Origin of the sequence: Dickeya sp. ws52 (genome assembly GCF_007210685.1) — a bacterium.
Lineage (GTDB): Bacteria > Pseudomonadota > Gammaproteobacteria > Enterobacterales > Enterobacteriaceae > Dickeya > Dickeya chrysanthemi.
In genome coordinates this window covers 34,753-52,348 of record NZ_SZVX01000023.1, presented here as the reverse complement: position 1 = coordinate 52,348, position 17,596 = coordinate 34,753, and the positions used below count along the sequence as shown (strand labels likewise).

Genomic DNA, 17,596 nt, shown 5'->3' with positions numbered 1-17,596 from the left:
CTCTCTGGAGTTAGATTGTATTACTGAGTTGCATAATAGGCTGGAGTATTGACATAACAATAAATAAAATCAGGCTGGAGATGATAATTAACAAACCATTTTCACTTAGCAGTAATACCAAACTCATTCGCCGCTTAAGGCTCTCCTCCTGTATATCGGCGATATACTTCAGCATCTGTTCCAGCCTGCCGCTTTGCTCACCGGAGGCAATCATATGTTTTACCATCCCGGAAAATATGTCGTTATTACTGAGCGATTCGGTGAGCGACTTACCTTCGTTTACCTTTTGGCTGGCTACGGCAAGCTGAAAGCGCGCAAAACTGTTGTTTAGTACATTTTCGGCTACGCTCATCGACTCCAGCAGCGGAATTGCGCTGGCGATTAAGATCTCCATGGTGCGGATATAGCGTGCGCTGCTTATATCCCTTAATAACGGGCCGATGACGTGTAGCCTGAGCAGGTGACGATCCAGCCAGAGTTTACGTGCGGGTATGCGTGTAATCTGGTGCAGGCCGATAACCAGCGCCGCCAGCGCGACCAGCAACACCCAGCCATATTGATTCAACAAATCGCTGATGGCTAACAGCGTTCGCGTGGTCAGCGGCAGCGGGGTATGCATTTGCTGAAGTTGCATGACAACCTGCGGCACCACCGAGGAGAGTAAAACCGACACCACAATGACGCTCATTACGGCAAGCAGCGCGGGATAGAGCAGCGCCTGAATTAACGCATTCTTGGTTTTCTGTCGCTGATCGAGATAATCCGCCAGCCTGATTAGCACCAGCGCCAGGCCGCCCGTCGCTTCCCCGGCAGCAACCATCGCGCAGTATAAGCGATTAAAGCTGTGCGGCAGGGTTTGCAGCGCCTGCGCGAAACTCACGCCGGCTATCAGTTGTTCCCGCACTGCGTTGAGCACCACCCCCACAGCCGGCTTATCCGCCTGACCAGCCAGCGTGGTTAACGCTTCCTCCAGCGGAATGCCCGCGTCAAGCAGAGAAGCAAGCTGACGAGTTAATAACGCCAGATCGAGGGTAGATAATCTTTCATAGCGGTTCAGGAAAAGCAGCCACTGTTGCAGCAGGCTGATGCGGCAACTGACCATAATTAGCTGCCGGGCGAATAACTGCTCCCGCAGCGACTCTTGCGAAAAGGCGCGGCGGCGGCCGGTCACCACCTCCCCTTCTTTATTGACCGCAATATAGCGAAAATTACGCATCATCAAGCTCACCTGTAACCCGGATGACCTCATCAAGCGAGGTTAAACCAGCCAGGACTTTATTGACCCCATCCAGGCTGAGTGAAGCCGCATTTCCAGCCAGCGCCGCCAACTCACTCTCATTTTTTTGCTGATAGATCCCGACACGCATCGGTTCATTAATCACCACCAGCGTCTGAATCAGCGTACGCCCGAGATAGCCGGTATTAAAACAGGCCGGGCAGCCTTGTGCCCGATATCCCGTCATGCCCTCCCGCCAGGGCACGCTGAGCATTTGGCATTCCGCCTCCGTGATGGCTACGGGCTGACGGCAGTGAACGCACAAGCACCTCACCAGTCGTTGCGCCATGACGGCATTCAGCGCACTGGCCAGCATAAAAGGCTCTACGCCCATATCCTGCAAGCGGGTAAGTGCGCTGATGGCGGTGTTGGTATGTAGCGTAGACAACACCAGATGGCCGGTCATCGATGCCTGTACCGCTATCTGCGCCGTTTCCTGATCGCGAATTTCGCCGATTAAAATCACGTCAGGGTCTTGACGCAAAATAGCCCGCAACCCTTTCGCGAACGTCATACCAATTTTGCCGTTAACCTGAGTCTGCGAGATATTGGCGATGTCATATTCGACCGGATCTTCGATGGTCATGATGTTCAGCTTTTCTTGATCCAGTTCGTTGATCATCGCATACAGCGTTGAGCTTTTACCCGACCCGGTCGGCCCCGTGACCAGAATGATGCCATTCGGCCGGCTCACTAACGACACCACCTTTTTTCTCACCGCATCAGGTATGCCGAGCTGACGTAAATCCAGTTTAACGGCGTTTTTATCCAGCAAGCGCAGCACAATCCTTTCGCCATAACTGGAGGGTAATACCGACACCCTGACATCTACGGCCCGGCCCAATATGCGTAAACTCATGCGCCCATCCTGCGGTTTGCGTTTTTCTGCAATATCCAGGCGGGACATAATCTTTAGCCGCGAAACCAGCAACGAAGAGAGGCGCCGTTCCGGCTCAAGCTTTTTGTGCAGTACGCCATCAAGGCGAAAACGGATGGCGACCCGCTGCTCAAACGTTTCAATATGGACATCGGAGGCGTGCTCCTTCAGCGCCTGCGCAAGAATCGCGTTAATCAGCTTAACGATAGGCGGATTATCTTCGTTATTAAGAATCTCTTCGTACACCGGCAGCGCCTCGGCTAACTGGTACATATCCAGATCTTCGCTCAGCCCGGCCATAACCTCACTTGCCCGCTGATCGCTATTTTGAAACGTGCTGGCGATGCGCTCCGCGAAGGCGTCATCGTCTATGGCGCTGAGTAACGCGCCCGGCGGGCAATAGCGCAACGCACTCATAATCGCCTGCGGGTGGGCATCGCTACGGTAATAAATCCGCCAGGCGTCATCTTGCCTCTCAATTAAAATGCCCTGGCTTTTCGCCCACGCCAGGCTAGAGACCTTTGGATGCATCAGCGCAAACTCGCCGTGAATTTCTGAATGCCGTTCAGAATGGCGTTCACTCCGGCATTCGGGCCCTCGGTCGCCTGCGACTCGGAGAAATTCCGCACCGCCTCATCAGCCACAGAGGAAGACGCGCCTCGCCTTGCCTGCGCGGCCTCAACCCCGTTGCCACGAATAATTCGCGGGCGGATAAACAGCATCAGATTACGTTTGTCATTATTCTGCGAGGTATACCTGAATAAGTTGCCCAGCCAGGGAATATCACCCAGCAGAGGAACCTTGTTAGTGGTCTCTTTTTTTTCGTCATCCAATAACCCGCCAATCACGACGGTTTCGTCATCCTGAACCTGTACTACGTTATTTACCGTACGAATATTAAACACCGAGCCAAGATTACTATTTACCTGCGCGGTGTCGGACAAGCTGGAAATTTCCTGCGAAATATTTAAGAGGATGGTTCCACTCTGATTGATGCGGGGCAGGATACTGAACTTAATGCCAATTGTGCGCCGCTGGACCGTATTAAAAATATTATCGTTATTGGTGGTTTGCGAGCCGGTTAAAATAGGTACGTCCTGGCCGACGTTAAATTCTGCGCGGTGATTGTCGAGGGTAACGACGCTGGGCGTTGCGAGAATATTATTACGCTTATTACTTTCGAGCGCGTTAAACAATGTTCCCCAGTTGCCATGATAAAAACCGGCAACCAGCCCTTCTGTCCCTTTTAACGCATTGACTAACGGATTGGGCTGATTGAACCCATTCCCGACGTTAACGCTATTGAAGTTGCTGCCGCCATAATTTCTATTTCCCCAGGCGATACCGAGATTCAAGCCTTCGGCTTGCTGTACTTCCACCACAATCGCTTCAACCAGCACCTGCTCATGCCGAACGTCAAGCTGCCGTATAATTGACGCCGCCTGACGCATGGCGTCGGGCGGCGCGCTGACGATCAGTGCATTGTTATCGCGATCGGCATGGACGCGAATTTGCCTCACCAGCGCATCACCACCGCCGAACAGGCTGCCGAGGTCGTTCGAAAAACCGGCGCCGGATACAGGTGCGGTGCCGTTGCCGGCTGCCTGACCGTCCGGGTTGACGGGCTGCCCAGAGCTCATGCCGCCTGGTGGCTGCTGCGCCAGTTGCGCGTCCATCGACATGCCGCTATCGCCCGCCATCGGCAACAAGCCCGGCTCAGAACTTCCTGACTGGTTATTGGTGAACAGTTTCGCCATCTGCGCCGCATCGGCATACTTTAAAAAAAACACTCGGGATTGCTGATCGGGCACGTCCATAGCTGAAATTAACCGTCCGATCTCCGTCTTCACGTGCGTGCTGCCTTTGACCACAATGGTCCTGGTTGCGTCGTTGCCGTAAATTAACGGCGCATCTTTATCTTCCGGGCTGAGGTTTTTGAAGGCACTCTGCAAAGATTTAGCAATATCCGACGCTTTCGCCCGGCTCACGTTAAATACCGCCGGACTGTTATCTTTTCTGGCATTGTCAACCTGATTCACAATGTCCACCAGTCGTTTAACCACATCCTCGCGCCCGGTGAAGATAAACAAGTTCCCTGGTGAGTAATATTTCAGTTTCACCGCAACGTCTTCCGATATGCGACTTAAAATAGGCTCTAGTTCCGAGCCAGGCAACGCATCCATTTTTGCCAAACGCACCACAATATTTTTTTCTCGCCCGGTGTTGCCTTCAGTCCAGGCTGCCCGTAAGGATTGCGCCAAAGGGACAATATTCAGAGTGTGGTTATCAATTTGAACCACGCTGTAGCCATAGGTTTCCATTACGTTAAGGAAGAAAACAAAATATTGATTTTCATCCAAATCATCATAACTACGTACAGAAATCTGCCCGGTCACTGACGGATCAATAATAATATTTTTCTTTAAAACTTGCGCCGCAGTCGCAACAAACTCCTTTATTTCCACTTCACGAAATGAGGCGGAGTATTTATTTGATGAGTTCGCAGCCGTTGTGGCAGCTAAAGAATGAACATCATCAGTCGTCATCGCCTTTTCAGCATAAACACGTTGCGATATCATAAAAATTAAAAACAGTACGTTTGCCCTAAAAATGTTATTCATTCTTAGACCCTGATCTTACTCATTTTTAAAATGTAACGATCGGTAATATCCATTACTGTCGATGATAACTTCATCCGGCAAAATCAGTAGGATCTTTTCATTACCGGGTGGCAATACATCTCCTGCACGGTAAGTCTGCTGTTTATTATCGTTTGCAACTGTTATTCTTGCAGCATTAGAGTCAACCGAATAAACGATACCGGTGAGTTTAACCGGTGATTCAGACTCCGGCACATGCTGTATAATGTATTCTGACAAAGGGTGGTCATATATTCTAAACGTATTGTCTATACTAAATGAATCGTCACTTTCTGATCTGACGACATGCGGTTCTCCAAACAGAGGTTTTTTCGTCACCACCTGTTTTTGTTGTGCCGTATAAAAATAGTGACTGATATAAAATAGACGTCCCGGCATATCTCCGTCATCTTGCGGCACGATTAACCACGTGGAAAACGCCAGTAAACTCAGCCATGAGATGCCACTGATTACTTTTTTAACCGTAACATTAATGCGTTTCATAGTGCATACTGTTTATTAATCAACAGACCAGTGCTATTATTAAACGTGTCTTTATTTTCACAACTTTTCATTTCATTTTTTAATATTTATTTATAAAATTCATCTGCCGCATTAAATATATACCCAAAATAATTCGAGTTGCAGGAAGGCGGCAAGAGAGAGAATCCCGATGAGCTTACTCAGGTAAGTGATTCGGGTGAACGAACGCAGCCAACACACCTGCAGCTCGAAGTATGACGGGTATAAACATAATTTAACTAAAAACACATAGAGTTACACCGTCTTATTTTTTGTTAAAATTAGCAATATTTCACTCACTAAAAACGCTACCGCCCTTAGGATACTTAATCCCAAAAATCATTTATTAAATACCCCACCACCTTCTTCTTGAAATAAACTTACAGTTGATGACCTTGATTTACATAAGATTCGTCTTAATAAAAACGACACTTTTTTTTCAGATTTAATCGGCACCGTTACAAATCACCATTACAGCGGCCTGTGCCCACCACGGTAGGCGATCCTGGGTTGCCGCCCGCGAAGAGTGGCGGCCTGATCCAACTGTAGCGCCGCCTTTCCTGATGGTGACCACAACTCATGTTATGGTCGGCACAGCCGCACGAATTTTCCGTCCAATGGCTAAACTGGCCACGACGGTGATAAAGCCATAAGCAAACGCACTTAACGCGACGATGTTGAAAAGCGATGCCAGGTCGGCTTCGAACTGTGTGACGGCCAGCCACCCTGCACCCGCCGCGATCACCATACGTACAGTCCCGGCGAGTACGGGCCAGAGCACGCGTTTCGCTCCCTGACCGGCAAAATAGAGCGCCATAGCGATGCCGATGGCGCCGTAAAACGGCGCTACGTTTTGCAGGTAGCGGGTCCCTGCCGCCAGAATGGCGTGATCGTCGCTAAACAGCGAAAGCCAAAGGTGCGGATAAACCGCCACGACAAGCCCGATTAATTCCGTAAACGTAAACGCGACGGCGGCGCCAACCCAGGCAATACGTTGGGCGCGCTGCTTTTTCCCCGCGCCGATATTGACGCCGACCATCGTCATGATCGCCGTCCCCAGCCCAAACAGCAGCGGAATTTGCAGATAATCCAGCCGTGAAGCGATGCCATACCCGGCGATGGCATCAGGCCCGAACAGCCCGACAACGGCAGTCACTACGGTAACGGTCAAATTGATCTGCACAGTACCGATGGCCGACAGGAAACCCACGCCAAGCACATCTTTGAACAAGTGGGGACTCAGCGGTGCGATTGACAGCTTGATGACACTGTTGGCTGAACGCATATGCCTGACCAGTAACAGCGTGGCAAAGAGATAGTAGAAAAGTATCGCTATCCCCGCGCCGGCGACGCCAAACGGCGGTATCGGCCCCCATCCCATTATCAGCGCAGGAGACAGCGGCAGCAGGATGGCGCCCCCCAACAAGGTGATACGCGCAGGGGTTTTCGTGTCGCCCGCACCGCGCAGAGCGGCAGACAACAACGCCACCAGCCAGACCAGCGGCGACCCGGCAAACACAAGATTGGAATAGGCCAACGCGGCAGAAAGCGACGGCCCTTTAACCCCCATGACGTGATACAGCGCCTCACCGCCGATGAGGATAATGGCGGCAAAGGCGGCTCCCAGCACACCAGCAATAATAACGCCATGCCATACCAGCGCCTGCGCATCCTGCCATCGACCTGCGCCGGATGCCCGCGATATCGCCGATGATAATCCCCCGCCGATACCGCCGTTCGCCATCATTTGCATCAGCATCAAGACGGGAAATACCACCGCCACCCCGGCTAATACATCGGCGCCAAGCGAGCTGACAAAGTAGGTTTCCACTACCCCCACCAGCGCCTGAACCACCAGCACCGCAACCGTCGGCAACGCCAGACGCAGCATAACCGGCAGGATGGGGCCGATCAGAATATCCGTGGTCAACTGTTTGGCGGTCGGCTCATGGCTTCGATTTGCGTTCGGTAATAATTTAGTCATCATGCAGGCCCAACACTCAGTGTTATGAATAAAATTTAAACGCCGCTATTGCTGTGCTGACTGGGAGCCGCCGCCGTTTCACCGGGTTGCCAGCCGCCGCCGAGCGCTTTGAACGCCGCAACCGCCGCACGGGCGGATTCGGCTTGCGCCTGAAGTCGTGCATCAGAAGCCCGCAGCAGACTTTCGTCGGCTTGCAGCACCTCGATCAGGCTAAGGGTGCCGTGCTGATAAGCCGCAAACGCGGCATCCCGCGCTCGACTGAGTGAATCAACCCCTTGCGTCAGCACGCGGGCCTGCTCTTCATTGTTAACCAGCGCCGAGAAGGCGTTTTCCACATCTTCAGTCGCCTGCAATACCGACAGCCGATAAGCGGCCAGCATCTCAGCTTCCTGGCCCTTGGCCTGGTTGATCTGTGCATTGATGCGGCCGAAATCGAACAGCCGCCAGCGCAAGCCGATTACCCCGGACGCCTGGCTGGCGCCGTTGCTAAACAGGTTGCCGCTGGATACCGTCGTCGCGCTGCCAAGCAGCCCACTCAGGGAAAATTTGGGATAATACTCGGCAACGGCGACGCCAATACGCGCGTTGGATGCGGCCAAGCGACGCTCAGCCACGATCAGGTCCGGCCGGCGTCGAAGCAGCTCGCCCGGCGTGCCGGTCGCGGCAATTTGCGGCGCGGCGGGAATGGCGCTGGTCTCAGCCAGTACTGCCCGGTTCGTGCCCGGTGCCGCCCCCAGCATCACATCCAGCGCGTTCATCGCCGTATCCAGCGCGGTTTGTAAAACCGGCACCGATGCCTGCACCTGCGCCAACGCGCCTTCGGCCTGTTTTACCTGAAGCTCCGCCGCCAACCCTTTGTCATACAAGCGGTTGATGGTGGCGAGCAAATCCTGCTGCGTTTGCACTTGCCGACGGGCGACGTTCAGACGGGCCTGTAATCCACGAATCGTGATGTAGATGTCGGCGGTTTGTGCGGCGACCGCCAGACGGGTTGCCGCCACTCCCGCTTCAGATGCCTGATACTCGGCCAGAGCCGCTTCCCGCCCGCGGCGCAGGCCGCCGAACACATCCAGCTCCCAACTGGCGCCGAGGTTGGCCTCGTAAGAATTACCGTAACGGTCGAAACCCGGTGTCGAGTTCAATACTCGCCCCAACGGGGTTTCGACAGACTGGTAGGCACGGCCCGCCTGGCCGGAAATGTTGCCGGAAGGCAGCAGTGCGGCATTCGCCGCGCCAAGACCGGCGCGGGCCTGCACCACGCGTGCGGAAGCCTGCGCAAGAGAGAGATTCTGCTGCAACGCCTGCGTGATAAATCGGGTTAATTGCGGATCGCCGAACCCCTCCCACCACGTCAGAAGCTCGGCACGGGCGGCGGCATGTCGTTGATTTACAGCCTCCTGACCCAGGTATTTTTCCTGCATGGACACGGCAGGCCGGGTGTAATCAGGGCCGACCGCACAACCGGCTAACAAACCAGCCACGGTAAGGACGATAACGGGAGACTTGGGTAACATATTTTTCCACCATAGACATTGCACCGATTTGTGACCATATTACAAATTGGTCACTCGTTGTCAACGAGAAGGTCAGGGGGTAAACTTCTCCCCCTGTGTATTACGTCAGGGGCAAATTGCAAACTATGAGTAAAGAAAATCCTTATCCCGTGTCGAACCGGGGCCCGGCTGATCATGATGTACGGGATCAGATAGTAAGCGCCGCGACTGAGCACTTCAGACTTTATGGCTATGAAAAAACTACGGTTTCCGACCTCGCCAAAGCCATCGGTTTTTCCAAGGCCTACATTTACAAGTTCTTTTCATCCAAGCAGGTCATCGGTGAGATGATTTGTGCCAACTGCCTGCGAGAGATCGAAGCAGAAATTCGTGCCGCCATTGAGGAAGCCGATCAGCCGCCGGAAAAATTGCGACAAATGTTTAAATCCGCCGTCGAAGCCAGCCTGCGTTTGTTCTTCCATGACAGAAAGCTGTATGAAATTGCCGCTTCCTCCGCCAGCGAGCGCTGGCAGTCGGCGATCGCCTATGAAGAACGCATCCAGACACTGCTGCATGATATTTTGCTGGAAGGCCGACAGAGCGGGGATTTTGAACGAAAAACGCCGCTTGATGAAACGGCGGCGGCGATTTATCTCGTCATGCGTCCTTATCTCAACCCACTGATATTGCAGCACAGTTTCGATTATGCCGAGAAGGCGCCGGCACAGCTGTCCAGCCTGATACTGCGTAGCTTATCGCCCTAGTTCAGCAGCGGACATGAAATAGTGACTATTGACTAAATTAGTCACTTGAATGAAGATGGGTCTCCTGATTAATCCGTCAAGGGGACTCTACATATGGCTCGTCGCCGCCTCCTTTCATTTGCAGTCATCTGCGCATTGCCGTTTGCCCTGGCCGCCTGCGGCGAAAAAACATCCTCCGACCCGCGAACGCAGGCGCCACTGGTACGATCCGCAACGATACAGGGCTCAGAGGTTGAGTCACGGACGTTCACCGGAACAGTCGCCGCCAGAATAGAGAGTGATTTAGGGTTCCGGGTCTCCGGCAAAGTACTGGAACGGCTGGTCGATACCGGGCAAGCCGTCAAACGTGGTCAGCCGTTGATGCGCCTTGACCCCATCGATCTGGAACTCACCGCCCGCGCGCAGCAGGAAGCCGTAGTCGCCGCTCGTGCGCGGGCGTTACAAACCGCAGAAGATGAAGCCCGCTACCGCGGCCTGCGCGGAACCGGCGCGATATCGTCATCCGCTTACGACCAGGTGAAAGCCGCGGCAGACGCAGCCAAAGCCCAGCTCAGTGCAGCGCAAGCCCAGGCCGACGTGGCCCGCAATGCCAGCCGTTATGCGGTATTAGTCGCCGATGGTGACGGCATCGTCATGGACACGCTGGCCGAACCGGGCCAGGTGGTCAGCGCCGGGCAAACCGTCGTACGTTTGGCTCAGGCCGGGCAGCGTGAAGCGATTATCCAGTTGCCGGAAACGCTGCGCCCCGCGCTCGGTTCGACCGGGCTGGCAACACGCTTTGGTCAGGCAGGCACCGGCAGCCCGGCCACCCTGCGACAACTCTCCAACACGGCGGACAAGCTGACGCGCACATTCGAAGCGCGCTATGTACTGCAAGGCGAGCTGGCCAATGCGCCGCTGGGAACCACGGTGATGATCCGCATCTCCGACCCGCAATCCGCTACGCAAGGAAGCCTGCGAGTGCCGCTGGCCGCCTTGCTCGACGCCGGCAAAGGGCCGGGCGTGTGGGTGATTCACGGCGAACCGGCGACGGTAACCTGGCGCTCGGTCGCCATTCAGCATATGAGCGACGACACCGCACACGTCACCGGCCAGATACAGCAAGGCGAGCAGATCGTCGCGCTCGGCGCGCACCTGCTGCGCGAAGGCGAAGCGGTGCGGGTCGCTGACGTTGCCGCCACCACTGCTGCTGCGGGAGGTCGCCCGTGAGTGAAAGTCGTTTCAATCTGTCGGCGCTCGCGGTACGCGAACGCGCTATTACGTTGTTTCTGATCTTCCTGATCTCCGTCGCCGGTATCGTCGCGTTTTTTCAGCTCGGGCGTGCGGAAGATCCGCCGTTTACCATCAAGCAGATGACGATCATCACCGCCTGGCCGGGAGCCACGGCGCAGGAAATGCAGGATCAGGTTGCTGAACCGCTGGAAAAACGCTTGCAGGAGCTGCGCTGGTACGACCGCACGGAAACCTTCACCCGTCCCGGTCTGGCTATCACCATGCTTTCTTTTCTTGACAGTGCGCCGCCTTCGGAGATTCAGGAGGAGTTTTATCAGGCCCGTAAAAAGATGGGGGATGAAGCCAAAAAATTGCCTGCCGGCGTCGTCGGCCCCCTCATCAACGACGAATATGCCGACGTGACGTTCGCGCTGTTTGCGCTCAAAGCCAAAGGCGAACCGCAGCGGCTGCTGGTGCGGGATGCGGAAACATTACGCCAGCAACTGCTGCACGTTCCCGGGGTGAAGAAGGTCAATATTATTGGCGAGCAGCCCGAACGCATTTTCGTTTCGTTCTCCCACGACCGCCTGGCTACGCTCGGCATCACGCCGCAGGATATCTTCGCTGCGCTCAATAACCAGAACGTAATGACCCCGGCCGGCTCCATCGAGACCAAAGGGCCGCAGGTGTTTGTGCGCGTCGACGGCGCGTTCGATAACCTGGAGAAAATCCGCCAGACCCCTATCGTGGCGCAGGGACGGACGCTGAAATTAGCGGATGTGGCCACCGTCGAGCGCGGTTATGAAGACCCTTCGACCTTCATGGTCCGCAGCAACGGCGAGCCGGCGCTGTTGCTGGGCGTCGTGATGCGTGACGACTGGAACGGGCTTAAGCTCGGCCAGGCGCTTGAAGCGGAAGTCACCAATATCAACGCAGGGCTTCCCCTGGGCATGACCTTGAGCAAAGTGACTGACCAGGCCGTCAACATCAGTTCGGCGGTCGACGAGTTCATGGTCAAATTCTTCGTCGCTTTGCTGGTCGTGATGGCGGTGTGTTTTCTCAGCATGGGCTGGCGCGTCGGTATTGTGGTCGCCGCGGCGGTTCCGCTGACGCTGGCGGCGGTGTTCGTCATCATGGCCGCCAGCGGCAAGAATTTCGACCGCATCACACTGGGCTCGCTGATTCTGGCGCTGGGCTTGCTGGTGGATGACGCCATCATCGCCATCGAAATGATGGTGGTGAAAATGGAAGAAGGTTACAGCCGCATCAAAGCATCGGCCTATGCCTGGAGCCACACGGCGGCCCCGATGCTTTCCGGTACGCTGGTCACCGCCATCGGCTTTATGCCGAACGGGTTCGCCCGCTCCACCGCCGGTGAATACACCAGCAATATGTTCTGGATAGTCGGCATCGCGCTGATCGCGTCCTGGGTGGTGGCGGTGGCGTTTACCCCTTATCTGGGGGTGAAAATGCTGCCGGATATCAAGAAAGTCGAGGGCGGACACGACGCCATCTACAACACCCGTAACTATAACCGCTTCCGGCAGGTGCTGGGGCTCGTTATTGCCCGCAAGTGGATCGTCGCCGGCGCGGTCATCACGTTGTTCGTGGTATCGGTGCTTGGCATGGGAGCAGTCAAGCAGCAGTTCTTCCCGACGTCCGACCGACCAGAAGTGCTGGTTGAAGTACAGATGCCGTACGGCACCTCGATTGAACAAACCAGCGCCGCCACCGCGAAAGTCGAAGCCTGGCTGTCGAAGCAGCAAGAAGCGCGGATCGTGACGTCCTACATCGGCCAGGGTGCGCCGCGTTTCTTCCTGGCAATGTCGCCTGAATTGCCCGATCCGTCGTTCGCCAAAATCGTGGTGCTGGCCGGTAACGACAAAGAGCGCGAAGCCCTCAAGTTCAGGTTGCGCGAGGCGATAGCCGGCGGCTTAGCGCCGGAAGCGCAGGTACGTGTCACTCAAATCGTGTTTGGCCCGCCGTCGCCGTTCCCCGTCGCCTACCGCGTCATGGGTCCGGACCCGGACAAGTTGCGCGCCATCGCCGATGAAGTCGGGACAGTGATGCGCGCCAGCCCGATGATGCGTACCGTCAATACGGATTGGGGACCGCGTGTTCCAACCTTGCACTTCACGCTCAACCAGGACCGTCTCCAGGCGGTAGGGCTGACCACCAATTCGGTGTCCCTGCAACTGCAATTCCTGCTGAGCGGAGTACCGATTACAGAGGTGCGTGAGGATATTCGTTCGGTGCAGGTCGTCGGCCGCGCGGCGGGTGATATCCGTCTTGATCCCGCCAGGATCGCCGACTTTACGTTAGTCGGTTCCGCCGGGCAGCGCATTCCGTTGTCTCAGGTGGGGTCGGTCGATGTGCGCATGGAAGACCCGATCCTACGACGCCGTGACCGCACGCCGACCATCACGGTTCGCGGCGACATCGGCGAAGGGCTGCAACCGCCGGATGTTTCCACCGCCATCCTGACGCAGTTGCAACCGATTATTGCGCATCTGCCGGCAGGCTACCGGATCGAACAGGCCGGCTCGATCGAGGAATCCGCCAAGGCGACCAAAGCCATGCTGCCGCTTTTCCCGATCATGATCGCCCTCACGCTGCTCATCATCATTTTGCAGGTGCGCTCGATTGCGGCGATGGTGATGGTGTTCCTGACCAGTCCGCTGGGTTTGATCGGCGTGGTGCCTACTCTGCTGCTGTTCCAGCAACCGTTCGGCATCAACGCGCTGGTTGGCCTGATTGCGTTGTCAGGGATCCTGATGCGCAACACGCTGATACTGATTGGGCAGATCCACCACAACGAACAAGAGGGCCTGGACCCGTTCCGTGCCGTCGTCGAAGCCACCGTACAGCGAGCCCGACCGGTACTGCTGACGGCGCTGGCGGCCATTCTGGCGTTCATCCCGCTCACCCATTCGGTGTTCTGGGGAACGCTGGCCTACACCCTGATCGGCGGCACATTGGCCGGGACAATCCTGACGCTGGTGTTCCTGCCGGCCATGTATTCCATCTGGTTCAAGATCAGGGCGGTCCGTCATGCATGATCTGTCCACTGACCATTAATTATCTGATTTGAGAGGACTTGCTATGTCAAAACAAAAGGTTGTGGTGGTTACCGGCGTATCGTCAGGCATAGGACGTGCCGTAGCACAGAAATTTGCCAGCCAGGGCTGTATGGTCTTCGGCACCGTGCGCAACATCAACACCGCGAATGCATTGCCCGGTGTGGCACTGATCGAAATGGATGTGCGTGATGACGACGCCGTACAGCGCGGCATTCAGTCTATCGTTGAGCGGGCTCAACGTATTGATGTGCTTATCAATAACGCGGGAACGGGCTTAGTCGGCGCGGTGGAAGAGACGTCGACGGCGGAAGCGGCCGCCCTGTTCGATACCAACGTGTTCAGTATTTTGCGCACGGTACAGGCGGTGCTGCCGCTCATGCGGGCGCAGGGTAGCGGGCGGATCGTCAATGTCAGTTCGGTGCTCGGTTTCCTCCCGGCGCCGTACATGGGGCTGTACTCCGCGTCCAAACATGCGGTGGAAGGACTCACGGAAAGTCTGGATCACGAAGTACGCCAGTTTGGTATCCGCGTCACGCTGGTGGAGCCGTCTTTCACCCGCACCAATCTGGATATCAATGCGCCGCAGACCAGCGCCAAACTCGACAGCTACGATCGCGAGCGGGGACAGGCATTACACGCCATCGTCAACAGCGTCAAAAGCGCTCCCGACCCTGAAGGGGTGGCCGCCACGATTGTCGATGCCGCGCTGGGGCCGTGGCAGATGCGCCGCACACCGTCAGGGCAAGCCTCTCTGCTACGTAAACTGCGCCGCTTTATGCCTGCCGGACCGGTCGATGCCAGTTTACGTAAAACCTTCGGGCTCAATTGACCATTTTATCAGTTTCTTAGAGGTAAATACGCCATGAGTACGGGAAACGCTACACGTATCGTCGTGACAGGAACCGGTATTGTCGGGCCATTGGGATGTGGCACCGAAAACGTATGGTCTCGCCTGCTGGCCGGACAATCGGGTATTCGAACGTTACCTGCCGAGTTTACCGAGGGTACAGGCACGTTGATCGGCGGGCAGGTGCCGGATCGCCAGGACGATCCGCTGGCGGGTTATGACGCCGGGGAGGTCATTGCGCCCAAAGAACGCAAGAAAATGGATCGTTTCATTGAGTTTGCGTTAATGGCTGCCAAAGAAGCGCTCTCTCAGGCGGGGTGGACCCCTGCCGAAGCGTCTCAACGTCAGCGAACGGCCACGATCATTGCGTCCGGCGTCGGCGGGTTCGGCGCCATCGCCGAGGCGGTGCGAACCACCGACGAGCGCGGGCCGCGCCGGCTGTCGCCATTTACCGCCCCCTCGTTCCTCGCCAACATGGCGGCCGGCCATGTTTCTATCGCGCATGGCTTCAAAGGGCCGATTGGCGCGCCGGTCACCGCTTGCGCGGCGGGCGTGCAAGCCATCGGCGATGCGGCACGGCTGATACGCAGCGGCGAAGCGGACATCGCTTTATGCGGCGGCACCGAAGCGGCATTACACCGCGTCACTCTCGGGTGCTTTGCAGCGGCTCGGGCGCTGTCGACCGCATTCAACGATCGCCCTCAGGAAGCCTCACGCCCCTTTGACAGAGACAGAGACGGCTTTGTGATGGCCGAAGGCGCCGGGTTGCTGGTGATCGAATCGCTCGACCACGCACTGGCGCGCGGCGCACGTCCGCTGGCGGAGCTGGTCGGCTACGGCACCAGCGCCGATGCCTACCATCTGACGGCCGGCCCGGAAGATGGCGACGGTGCTCAACGCGCGATGCAGCAAGCACTGCGACAAGCCGGCATCGCTCCCGGCGAGGTTCAGCACATCAACGCACATGCTACCTCTACGCCAGTCGGCGATCGGGGAGAGCTGAGCGCCATTCGTGCTGTGTTCGGAACCGGCTCCAACGTCGCGATCACCTCAACCAAATCCAGTACCGGTCATTTACTGGGAGCGGCCGGCGGCATCGAGGCCATTTTCACGGTTCTGGCGTTGCGCGATCAAATCGTGCCCCCAACCCTCAACCTGACCCATCCGGATGAGCTGGCCAACGGCCTTGATCTGGTAACGACATCCGCACGGGCAATGCCGATGCAGTATGCCCTGTCGAATGGGTTTGGGTTCGGCGGAGTGAACGCCAGCGTGCTGTTCCGTCGCTGGGAAGCGGAGTAAGAAGACAGCCTGGGCAGGCATTCCTCAGGCGGAGCGCTGACACAACGCGCTCCGCCAAGTGTTATCAGGTCATCACCAAGCCAACATCAAGGGGATTTCTATGCGTAAAATTTGGTTTATTACCGGCGCCTCTCGCGGTTTCGGCCGTCGCTTTGTTGAAGCGGCATTGCAGCGTGGCGATAACGTCGCCGCCACCGCACGCACTACCGATTCATTGGCCGATCTGGTTGCGGCTTATGGCAGCGCGATTTTACCGTTATCGCTGGATGTGACCGATAAGTCGGCCGTAACCGACGCCATCAGTCAGGCGCACGCGCACTTCGGGCGGTTGGATGTCGTCGTCAACAATGCCGGTTACGGCGTTTTCGGCATGATTGAAGAGATGAGCGAGCAAGAGGTACGCACCCAATTCGAGACCAATGTGCTGGGTACGCTGTGGGTGACGCAGGCAGCGCTGCCCTACCTGCGTGCTCAAGGCAGCGGCCATATCATCATGTTATCCAGCCTGCTCGGCCTCGCCTCCTTCCCGACAACCGGCATCTACAGCGCGTCTAAAGCGTCCGTCGAAGCCTTTGCCGACGCGTTATCCCAGGAGATCGCCGCCTTCGGCATTAACGTAACGATTGTCGAACCCGGCCCGTTCAGCACCGACTTTTCCGCATCCGCGGTGTATGCCTCACCGCTGGAATCTTACAGCGGAGTGCGTGATGCGTTTAACGCCAGTTTCTCCGCTATGCCGATCGCCGATCCCGATATCGTCGGCCCGGCGCTGCTGAAAGTGGTCGATGCCGACGACCCGCCGCTGCGGATCTTCTTTGGCCCGCTTGCCAGCCAGGTTATTCCGTATGTCTATGCCGAGCGGCTCAAGACATGGGAAGCCTGGGGCGATGTCGGCACCGGTGCCGATACCCAGCACAACTAACCGTTTCTTTGTCAGCCAGAGCGGTCAGCCTGAGCGTGAAACTCGTCGTTCACGCTCAGGCCCTGTGCCATTTTCCTAATCCATTGAAATAAAAAGCATGAGCAATACACCGGCTTAACCAACCCGTCTTCCGTATCTGTTGCAGGCCCATCCTCCGACACGCAGCTATCTACGCTGGCGGGCTCATGGGGGAAGGTTGCCTCTGCGCTTACCCCGCTCTATTTAGCCTTGCGCCCGCGTGCGGCCGGCCGCTTCGGTATCGTGCCGCCATACACCTGCCACCACGCCGTCAACGCCTCCATCGTCGGCCCCAGTCCGCGAGCCTTCTCGGTAATTTCATATTCGACGCGCGGCGGTACTTCTGCGAAGACCGTGCGTGATACCAACCCATCCGCTTCCAGTTCACGAAGCTGAGCCGTCAGCATGTGCTGCGTGATACCGGGAATGGCTTTGCGCAATTCACCAAAACGGTAGATTCGCTGGCTGAGCAACCACATGATCTCCAGCTTCCATTTCCCCGAGAGCAGCGCGAATGCCCGACGCATTTCTTCGTGCATATTGATCTCTTCACCTTCATTAGTATGGTTTTCCATACTTATCACCACTTTTTCATCCTACTTGCGAATTATCATCTTAGACGACATTCTTGCCACTTGTCGCATCCCAAACATGAATGTG

General features: G+C 56.3%; 13 protein-coding genes. 6 read left to right on the top strand and 7 right to left on the bottom strand.

All coding sequences use genetic code 11. From position 1 onward, the window contains the following. Positions 1 to 10: 10 nt before the first annotated feature. The 6 genes from FDP13_RS18745 to FDP13_RS18720 form a co-directional block, all read right to left on the bottom strand. Positions 11 to 1,219 carry a type II secretion system F family protein gene (locus FDP13_RS18745; RefSeq protein WP_234424437.1) on the bottom strand — a complete coding sequence of 403 codons (1,209 nt, stop codon included), beginning with the start codon at positions 1,217 to 1,219 and terminating at the stop codon, positions 11 to 13. Continuing rightward, entirely contained in the window at positions 1,209 to 2,684 is a 1,476-nt protein-coding gene (locus FDP13_RS18740) for a GspE/PulE family protein (protein ID WP_012770980.1), read from the bottom strand. Before FDP13_RS18740 ends, FDP13_RS18745 begins: the two co-directional genes overlap by 11 nt. Beyond that, positions 2,684 to 4,774, bottom strand: coding sequence for a type II secretion system secretin GspD (gene gspD, locus FDP13_RS18735; protein WP_143840119.1), 2,091 nt, complete (start codon positions 4,772 to 4,774; stop codon positions 2,684 to 2,686). The genes FDP13_RS18740 and gspD overlap by 1 nt, the downstream gene beginning before the upstream one ends. Positions 4,775 to 4,789: 15 nt before the next feature. Then, on the bottom strand, positions 4,790 to 5,296 hold the full coding sequence (locus tag FDP13_RS18730; protein ID WP_143840118.1) for a type II secretion system protein N: 507 nt from the start codon (positions 5,294 to 5,296) through the stop codon (positions 4,790 to 4,792). Positions 5,297 to 5,891: 595 nt separating this feature from the next. Further along, on the bottom strand, positions 5,892 to 7,301 hold the full coding sequence (locus FDP13_RS18725; protein ID WP_143840117.1) for an MATE family efflux transporter: 1,410 nt from the start codon (positions 7,299 to 7,301) through the stop codon (positions 5,892 to 5,894). 32 nt (positions 7,302 to 7,333) lie between these two features. After that, positions 7,334 to 8,812: an efflux transporter outer membrane subunit gene (locus FDP13_RS18720; protein WP_143840116.1), complete on the bottom strand. Its 1,479-nt coding sequence runs from the start codon at positions 8,810 to 8,812 to the stop codon at positions 7,334 to 7,336. 125 nt (positions 8,813 to 8,937) lie between these two features. Here FDP13_RS18720 and FDP13_RS18715 point away from each other — a divergent pair, with 125 nt between their 5' ends. The 6 genes from FDP13_RS18715 (at position 8,938) to FDP13_RS18690 (ending at position 16,918) form a co-directional block, all read left to right on the top strand. Next, on the top strand, positions 8,938 to 9,555 hold the full coding sequence (locus FDP13_RS18715; protein ID WP_033577673.1) for a TetR/AcrR family transcriptional regulator: 618 nt from the start codon (positions 8,938 to 8,940) through the stop codon (positions 9,553 to 9,555). Positions 9,556 to 9,648: 93 nt separating this feature from the next. Beyond that, a complete protein-coding gene (locus tag FDP13_RS18710; RefSeq protein ID WP_012770986.1) occupies positions 9,649 to 10,764 on the top strand; it encodes an efflux RND transporter periplasmic adaptor subunit in 1,116 nt (371 codons plus the stop codon). Continuing rightward, on the top strand, positions 10,761 to 13,826 hold the full coding sequence (locus tag FDP13_RS18705; RefSeq protein WP_143840115.1) for an efflux RND transporter permease subunit: 3,066 nt from the start codon (positions 10,761 to 10,763) through the stop codon (positions 13,824 to 13,826). The genes FDP13_RS18710 and FDP13_RS18705 overlap by 4 nt, the downstream gene beginning before the upstream one ends. A 43-nt stretch (positions 13,827 to 13,869) precedes the next feature. Next, positions 13,870 to 14,676 carry an oxidoreductase gene (locus FDP13_RS18700; RefSeq protein WP_143840114.1) on the top strand — a complete coding sequence of 269 codons (807 nt, stop codon included), beginning with the start codon at positions 13,870 to 13,872 and terminating at the stop codon, positions 14,674 to 14,676. 33 nt (positions 14,677 to 14,709) lie between these two features. Next, positions 14,710 to 15,996, top strand: coding sequence for a beta-ketoacyl-ACP synthase II (gene fabF / locus FDP13_RS18695; protein WP_143840113.1), 1,287 nt, complete (start codon positions 14,710 to 14,712; stop codon positions 15,994 to 15,996). A 100-nt stretch (positions 15,997 to 16,096) separates the two neighbouring features. After that, positions 16,097 to 16,918: an SDR family NAD(P)-dependent oxidoreductase gene (locus FDP13_RS18690; RefSeq protein ID WP_143840112.1), complete on the top strand. Its 822-nt coding sequence runs from the start codon at positions 16,097 to 16,099 to the stop codon at positions 16,916 to 16,918. A gap of 218 nt (positions 16,919 to 17,136) precedes the next feature. Here the strand turns inward: FDP13_RS18690 and FDP13_RS18685 are convergent, their stop codons facing one another. Further along, positions 17,137 to 17,523 (bottom strand): helix-turn-helix domain-containing protein, encoded by a 387-nt coding sequence (locus tag FDP13_RS18685; RefSeq protein ID WP_012770991.1) that lies wholly within the window; start codon positions 17,521 to 17,523, stop codon positions 17,137 to 17,139. Between the last annotated feature and the right edge of the window lie 73 nt (positions 17,524 to 17,596).

What these genes read in the sequence shown, in the direction of transcription:
- fabF (WP_143840113.1), top strand. Translation starts at nt 14,710, where the DNA reads ATGAGTACGGGAAACGCTACACGTATCGTCGTGACAGGAACCGGTATT.
- FDP13_RS18725 (WP_143840117.1), bottom strand. Translation starts at nt 7,301, where the DNA reads ATGATGACTAAATTATTACCGAACGCAAATCGAAGCCATGAGCCGACC.
- gspD (WP_143840119.1), bottom strand. Translation starts at nt 4,774, where the DNA reads ATGAATAACATTTTTAGGGCAAACGTACTGTTTTTAATTTTTATGATA.
- FDP13_RS18720 (WP_143840116.1), bottom strand. Translation starts at nt 8,812, where the DNA reads ATGTTACCCAAGTCTCCCGTTATCGTCCTTACCGTGGCTGGTTTGTTA.
- FDP13_RS18690 (WP_143840112.1), top strand. Translation starts at nt 16,097, where the DNA reads ATGCGTAAAATTTGGTTTATTACCGGCGCCTCTCGCGGTTTCGGCCGT.
- FDP13_RS18700 (WP_143840114.1), top strand. Translation starts at nt 13,870, where the DNA reads ATGTCAAAACAAAAGGTTGTGGTGGTTACCGGCGTATCGTCAGGCATA.
- FDP13_RS18715 (WP_033577673.1), top strand. Translation starts at nt 8,938, where the DNA reads ATGAGTAAAGAAAATCCTTATCCCGTGTCGAACCGGGGCCCGGCTGAT.
- FDP13_RS18730 (WP_143840118.1), bottom strand. Translation starts at nt 5,296, where the DNA reads ATGAAACGCATTAATGTTACGGTTAAAAAAGTAATCAGTGGCATCTCA.
- FDP13_RS18710 (WP_012770986.1), top strand. Translation starts at nt 9,649, where the DNA reads ATGGCTCGTCGCCGCCTCCTTTCATTTGCAGTCATCTGCGCATTGCCG.
- FDP13_RS18740 (WP_012770980.1), bottom strand. Translation starts at nt 2,684, where the DNA reads ATGCATCCAAAGGTCTCTAGCCTGGCGTGGGCGAAAAGCCAGGGCATT.
- FDP13_RS18745 (WP_234424437.1), bottom strand. Translation starts at nt 1,219, where the DNA reads ATGATGCGTAATTTTCGCTATATTGCGGTCAATAAAGAAGGGGAGGTG.